We start from the raw sequence: 6,257 nt of genomic DNA on the forward strand, positions 1-6,257 counted from the left end.
CGTTCGATCCGCTGACGCTCGGCCACGAGGACGTCGTGCGCCGGGCGCTCTCCTTCGCCGACCGCGTGGTGGTGGCCGTCTCGCACTCGCCCACCACGGCCAAGCAGGGGATGTTCACCGTGGAGGAGCGCGTGGAGATGATCCGCGAAGCCTTCCATGACGAGCCGCGCGTGGAGGCCGCCGCCTTCCAGGGGCTGCTGGTGGACTTCGCGCGCGCCCGGGGAGCATCGCTGGTGGTGCGCGGCGTACGCGGTGCGGTCGATTGGGAGTACGAGTCGCAGATGGCCGTGATGAACCGCCGCCTTCTCCCCACCCTGGAGACGGTGATCCTGCCGGCTGACCCCTTGCACGCGCACGTTTCGTCCACCCTGGTCCGCCAGATCGCCGCGCTCGGCGGGGACGTGGCGCCGTTTCTCTCGCCCGCGGTGCTGCGGCGGGTGAGGGCGCGCGCGGCATCGTGAGCTTCCTGGAGGGGGTCCGCGAGCGCGCCCGCGCGCACCCGCGCCGCCTCGTCTTTCCCGAGGGCGCCGACGCGCGCACGCTGGAAGCCGTCGCCCGCATCGCGCGCGCGCGGCTGGCGAAGCCCATCGTGATCGGCGGCGAGCTGACGGCGGTGGACCTGGAGCGGATGGGCGTGGAGGTGGACGTCGCGGACCCGGCCACCGATCCGCGCCGCCCCGCCCTCGCCGCGCACCTGCACGCGCGCCGCCGCGCGAAGGGGATGACGGAGGAGGAAGCGCTCCGCCAGTCGGGCGAGCCGCTCCTCTTCGCTGCCCTGATGGTGGCGACGGGGGAGGCGGAGGGCTCGGTGGCGGGCGCCGTGAACGCGACCGGGGAGGTGATCCGCGCCGCGCTCTGGGGCGTCGGCCCCGCGCCGGGGATCCGCACGGTGTCGTCGTCGTTCTACATGGTCGTGCCGCCCTTTCGCGGCGAGGCGGAGGTGCTCACCTTCACCGACGCCGGCGTGGTGCCGGACCCCACCGCCGAGCAGCTCGCCGACATCGCCGCCGCCGCCGCGGACGCGCGCCGCCGCGTGGTGGGCGACGAGCCTCGCGTCGCCTTCCTCTCGTACTCGACGATGGGGAGCGCGGGCGGGCCTTCGGTGGACAAGGTACGCCAGGCCCTCGCCCTCTTCCGCGAGCGCCACCCCGGCATCGCGGCGGACGGCGAGCTGCAGGCGGACGCGGCGCTGGTCGAATCCGTCGCACACCGCAAGGCGCCCGGCTCGGCGGTGGCGGGCCGCGCCAACGTGCTCGTGTTCCCCGACCTGGATGCCGGGAACATCGCCTACAAGCTGGTGCAGCGCCTGGCTGGCGCCGAGGCGCTGGGCCCCATCGTGCAGGGCCTCGCCCGCCCCTGCAACGACCTGTCGCGCGGCGCATCCTCCGACGACATCGTGAACGTGGCCTGCATCACCGCTCTGATGGCAGGCTAGGGGAGACGGAAACCGCTGCCAGGCGGGGTGGGCTTGGACCTCCACCCGAACCCGCGCCCCAAACCTCACTTGACCAGGGGCTGGCATCCCTGGGGTTCCAGGCCGGAGCGACGGCGGCTGGCAGCGGCCTCGACTGTCCGTTTGCACGCCGCGGTGACTCAATCAGCGCGACGTGCGATACCGGTAGTGTGGTGTCTCCCCCATTCGAGCACAACGCGCCGCGGACGAATCCGCACGAGAACCGTCCGAAGCGGCCAGCTGCCGTATTCGAGATGATTGCGGCTGTCCGTTCGGGCGCGCCCCGGCCGCGCTAGCGCGTGAACACGAAAAGATTGCCTCACGCAGAGACGCAGAGACGCGGAGGAGTTCTCTCTGCGTCTCCGCGCCTCCGCGTGAGACCGCAGTTGCGTTCGCTCCGCATCCACCGCGGTTGCGCACCGCCGCGCCACACCGTACCCTGTCGCGCGAGACCGGGCCCGCACGGCGTGGCCTGTCAACTGGCACATGCCTTGCCCGGATCGGTGCGGATGCGCAGGCCTTGCCCCCAACAGTGGACCCTACCGAGGAGCCATGAGCTTCCAGACGAGCAAGCAGGACGGAGTGGTGGTTGTGGACGTGGACGGCCAGCTCATCGTGGGCAATCGCCAGGAGCTGAAGCAGAAGGTGCTCGACGAGCTGGAAGGGGGGGAGCGCAAGTTCCTCATCGACTTCTCGAACACGGGGTACATCGACTCGTCCGGCCTGGGCGTGCTGGTGTCGCTCTCCAAGAAGATCCGCGAGCAGGGCGGCGAGCTGCGGCTGGCCAACCTCAACGAGGACCTGCGGACGCTGTTCGAGCTCACCAAGCTGGACACGCTCTTCAACATCGCGGACACGCGCGACGCGGCGCTGACCGGCTTCTGAAGCCGACGCACGGCACCCGTGCCTTCGGGCGCCGCGGCGGGGTGGGGCTTCCCGGCGCGGCGCGACGTGCGATGCACCCAAGCCACGCCGCGGCATGCGGAGCGCTGAGCCGATGAAAGAGCGTCCTGGCCCCGCGGAGCCCACCGCGTTCGCGCTGGAGCTGCCCAGCGATCTGCGCCTGATCGACACCGCGATCACCTACCTCGTCACCCGCTGCCGCGAGTACCACTTCGCGGGGTCGCGGCTGACGCTCAACTTCCGCGTGGGCGTGGCCGAGGCGCTGGCCAATGCCATGATCTACGGCAACGGCAGCGACCCCTCCAAGCGAGTGCGCGTGGAGGTGGAGCTGGACCCGGAGCGGATCAACATCCGCGTGGTGGACCAGGGGAACGGCTTCAACCCCACGGACGTGCCCGACCCCACCCTTCCCGAGCACCTGGAGGCCACCGGCGGGCGCGGGCTCTTTCTGATCCGCTCCCTGATGGACGAGGTGGACTTCAACGAGTGCGGCAACTGCATCCGCCTCACGCTGTACCGCGAAAAGCAGCAGCGCCCGCTGGCGAGCTGACCTCCGAAAAATGATCACCGCCCCTCCCCCCGCCCCCGCCGTGCCACGGGCCGTGCGCGAAGTGCTGGACGACTTCTGCCGCGCGTACCCCGGGAGCAGCGTGTCGGTACGCGATGGGGAGGGGTGGGCATTTCTGTGCGGTGCGGCCGGCACCGAAGCGCCTTCGCGGGTGGCGGAAGTGCCGGGGAGCCCCTTCCGCGTGGAGCTTCCGGGGGTGGACGCCGCGTCCGCCGAGGGGGTCGCGCGCTTCCTGGGGAGCACCCTGGCGCGCGGGCGGCGCCACGACGAGGAGATCCACTCGTTCAGCCGCGAGATGGCGGAGCGCTACGAGGAGATCAACCTCCTCTACTCCATCAGCGAGATCCTGGGCTCCATCATCTCGCTGGACGACGCCGCGCTGACGATCCTCTCCGAAGTCGCGGGGATCGTGGGGGCCGGGCGCGCCGCGCTCTGGGTGCACCACGCCGAGTCGGGAGAGCTTCGCCTGACCGCGGCCGAAGGGGGCGACGGGCAGCGCGGGCCGATCCCCGTGACCGATCCGTGCTCCGTCACGGCGGAGGTGTTCCGCACCGTGCGCCCCATTCTGCTGGGCCCCGACGACGAGTGGGACCGCGGCGACTGCGCGGACTTCGCGGGGCCGGCCAACCACCGCGGCGCCTTCCTCTCCGTCCCCGTGTCGTACACGCCGCCGGAGGGGGAGGCTCGCACGGTGGGCGTGATCAACGTGAGCGGGCGCAACTCGGAGGAGGGCTTCTCCGCTGGCGACATGAAGCTCCTCTCCGCCATCGCCAGCCAGATCGGCGCGGCGGTGGAGAACAACCGCCTGATCGCCGACAGCCTGCGCCAGGAGCGGATGGTGCGCGAGATGGAGCTCGCGCACGACCTGCAGCTCAAGCTCCTTCCCCAGGTGGAGCAGTTCGCGTCGTACGCCGAGGTCGCCGCGCGATGCGCCCCGGCCGAGTCGGTGGGGGGCGACTTCTACCACCTCTTCCGGCTCCCCGGTGGGCGGCTGGGGGTGCTGATCGGCGACGTGAGCAGCCACGGCTTCGGCGCGGCGCTGATCATGGCGCTCACCATGGGCTCCGTCGCCATCCACGCCTCCGAGGGCGACCGCCCCGGCGAGGTGCTGCGCCGCACGCACCAGGCGGTGATCGAGGAGCTGGAGACCACGGAGATGTACATGACGCTCTTCTACGGCGTCATCGACCCCGCGGAGCGCACCCTCACCTACTCCAACGCGGGGCACTCGCACGCCTTCCGCATCCCCCCCGCCGGCGAGCCCCAGCGCCTGGCCGCCACCGACCTGCCGCTGGGGATGGTGGACCTGGATGCGTACAGCGAGGCGCAGGTGGAGTGGGAGCCGGGGAGCGACGTCCTCTTCCTCTTCACCGACGGCCTTTCCGACGCCCTGGGCGAGGGCGAGGTGCAGGGCGAGCGCACGCTCCTGGACGGCGTCGCCGCGCGCCGTGGCGAGCCGCTGCAGCAGATCATCGAGCAGCTCTTCGCGCGTCCGGCCGGCGGGCGCGACATCCCCGCCGACGACCGCACGGCCGTGCTGGTGCGGATGTGACCAGCCGCCGCGAGCTGCGCCAGCTCCCGTACCCGGACGAGCTTCCGCGCGCGAAGCGCTCACTGGGCCAGAACTTCCTGATCGACGCCAACATCCAGCGCCGCATCGTCGACTCGCTGGAGCCGGGGCCTGACGATGAGGTGATGGAGATCGGCCCCGGCGTGGGCGCGCTCACCCGCCACCTTGCGGGCCGCGTGCGCCGCCTGGTGCTGGTGGAGCTGGACAACGACCTCGCCGCGCGCCTCCGCGCCGAGTACGCGGGTGACCCGTCGGTGGAGCTGATCAACCGCGACGTGCTGGACGTGGAGCTGGAGGAGGTGACCTCCGACCCGGCCGCGCTCAAGGTGATCGGCAACATCCCGTACAACATCACCACGCCCATCCTCTTCTCCCTCCTGGAGCGCCGCCCCCGCCCGCGCGAGATCGTGCTGATGGTGCAGCGCGAGGTGGCGGACCGCATCCTGGAGCCGGAGGGGAGCAAGACGTACGGCGCGCTGGCCGTGGGCGTGCGCTCCGTGGCCGATGCGAAGCGCGTCCTCAACGTCAGCCGCGAGGCGTTCCGCCCGATCCCCGACGTGATGTCGTCGGTGATCCGCATCACGCCGCACCAGCCGCCGCGCCTGGAGCCGGGCGAGGAGCTGGCGCTGCGCAACCTGACGCGCGCCGCCTTCGGCCAGCGCCGCAAGCAGTTCCAGCGCATCCTGCGCGATGCCTACCGCCTCTCCCCCGAGCAGATCGACGAGGTGCAGGGAGGGCTGGGCTTCGACCTGCGCGACCGCCCCGAGACCTTTTCGCCCGATTCCTTCATCCGCCTCACCCGCGCCCTCACCGAGCGCGGATACGCCATCGCGGGCACGCCTCCGTTCGCCGCGTAGCCCCGCGCGTCCCCACCAGAGCGCCACCCCCGCCTTTCGCGCCGCCCGCCGAACCGGTTTCCGCGGTCCACTACCTATCTCCAGATAACACCTTATCTTGGAGCATGAAGCCCGCACCCTGAACGAGGCCCATGCCCATGGATCTGAACGAGTTCGAGCTCAGCGCAGAGTCGCAGCGCGCGTGGATCGAGGAAGCCGAAAGCCGATACCAGGAGTACCTCGCCGGCGGCATTGATGTCATACCAGCCTCGGAAGCTCTCGCACAAGTGCGCGCGGAGCTAGGCGGATCGGCTACCGGCGGTTGAAACCGCAGCAACAACCGCGGGAAGCCTGCCTTCGCAGGCTGTGAGGGGCCGGGATCGGTGCCGATCGCCGGCGCCGCGTCGCCGGGGGATGAATCCCCCGGCTGGAACGACGGGAAGACGGCTGAAGCCGTCTCGCGCGCCACAGCCAGTCCGCAAAGGCGGACATTGCGTTTTTCCAGCGGCGAATTCATTCGCTCCTGGTGGGGGATCCTGCCGACGCAGGCATTTGCGACCCGCCGAGATCTCGCCCGGGAGTCCGCGGAGGCGGACTTTGTGCTGTTGTTGCTGCGAGTTCACTTGCCCGGCACCACCGGGGCCCACCCATCCCCCTCCGTTGACGGGTGCGGCATCGCAGGATATCTTGTGAATGATTTCACAAGCGTGGGGCTGAATGTCGTCTTCCATCCGTTCCATGAAGAAGATCTCGGAGTCGGCGGTGCGCCGGCTGTCGCTGTACCTTCGCTTCCTGCAGGAAGCGGATGCGGCGGGTACGGATACCATTTCCAGTGGCGAGCTCGCGCGGCGCGGGGGGGCAACCTCGGCGCAGGTGCGCAAGGACCTGTCGCTGTTCGGGTCGTTCGGGAAGCGCGGGACCGGGTAC

The 6,257-nt window shown here is 70.8% G+C and carries 8 protein-coding genes; all 8 read left to right on the forward strand.

Going from position 1 to position 6,257, the window contains the following annotated elements; translation table 11 throughout:
* The coding region (coaD, locus tag VF647_18120) for a pantetheine-phosphate adenylyltransferase (protein ID HEX8454008.1) at positions 1-461 on the forward strand (461 nt) is incomplete at its 5' end.
* On the forward strand, positions 458-1,435 hold the full coding sequence (gene pta / locus VF647_18125) for a phosphate acetyltransferase (protein HEX8454009.1): 978 nt from the start codon (positions 458-460) through the stop codon (positions 1,433-1,435). The genes coaD and pta, both read left to right, overlap by 4 nt.
* A 570-nt stretch (positions 1,436-2,005) precedes the next feature.
* Positions 2,006-2,338, forward strand: a complete 333-nt coding sequence (locus tag VF647_18130) for an STAS domain-containing protein (protein HEX8454010.1) — start codon at positions 2,006-2,008, stop codon at positions 2,336-2,338.
* A gap of 112 nt (positions 2,339-2,450) precedes the next feature.
* Entirely contained in the window at positions 2,451-2,906 is a 456-nt protein-coding gene (locus tag VF647_18135; protein ID HEX8454011.1) for an ATP-binding protein, read from the forward strand.
* Positions 2,907-2,916: 10 nt separating this feature from the next.
* Entirely contained in the window at positions 2,917-4,476 is a 1,560-nt protein-coding gene (locus VF647_18140; protein ID HEX8454012.1) for a GAF domain-containing SpoIIE family protein phosphatase, read from the forward strand.
* Positions 4,473-5,351: a 16S rRNA (adenine(1518)-N(6)/adenine(1519)-N(6))-dimethyltransferase RsmA gene (rsmA, locus tag VF647_18145; GenBank protein ID HEX8454013.1), complete on the forward strand. Its 879-nt coding sequence runs from the start codon at positions 4,473-4,475 to the stop codon at positions 5,349-5,351. The genes VF647_18140 and rsmA overlap by 4 nt, the downstream gene beginning before the upstream one ends.
* Before the next feature lie 137 nt (positions 5,352-5,488).
* A complete protein-coding gene (locus VF647_18150) occupies positions 5,489-5,656 on the forward strand; it encodes an addiction module protein (protein HEX8454014.1) in 168 nt (55 codons plus the stop codon).
* A gap of 412 nt (positions 5,657-6,068) precedes the next feature.
* A partial coding sequence (locus VF647_18155; protein HEX8454015.1) for a winged-helix domain-containing protein occupies positions 6,069-6,257 on the forward strand: 189 nt, incomplete at its 3' end.

It is taken from the genome of Longimicrobium sp. (assembly GCA_036387335.1).
Classification (GTDB): domain Bacteria; phylum Gemmatimonadota; class Gemmatimonadetes; order Longimicrobiales; family Longimicrobiaceae; genus Longimicrobium.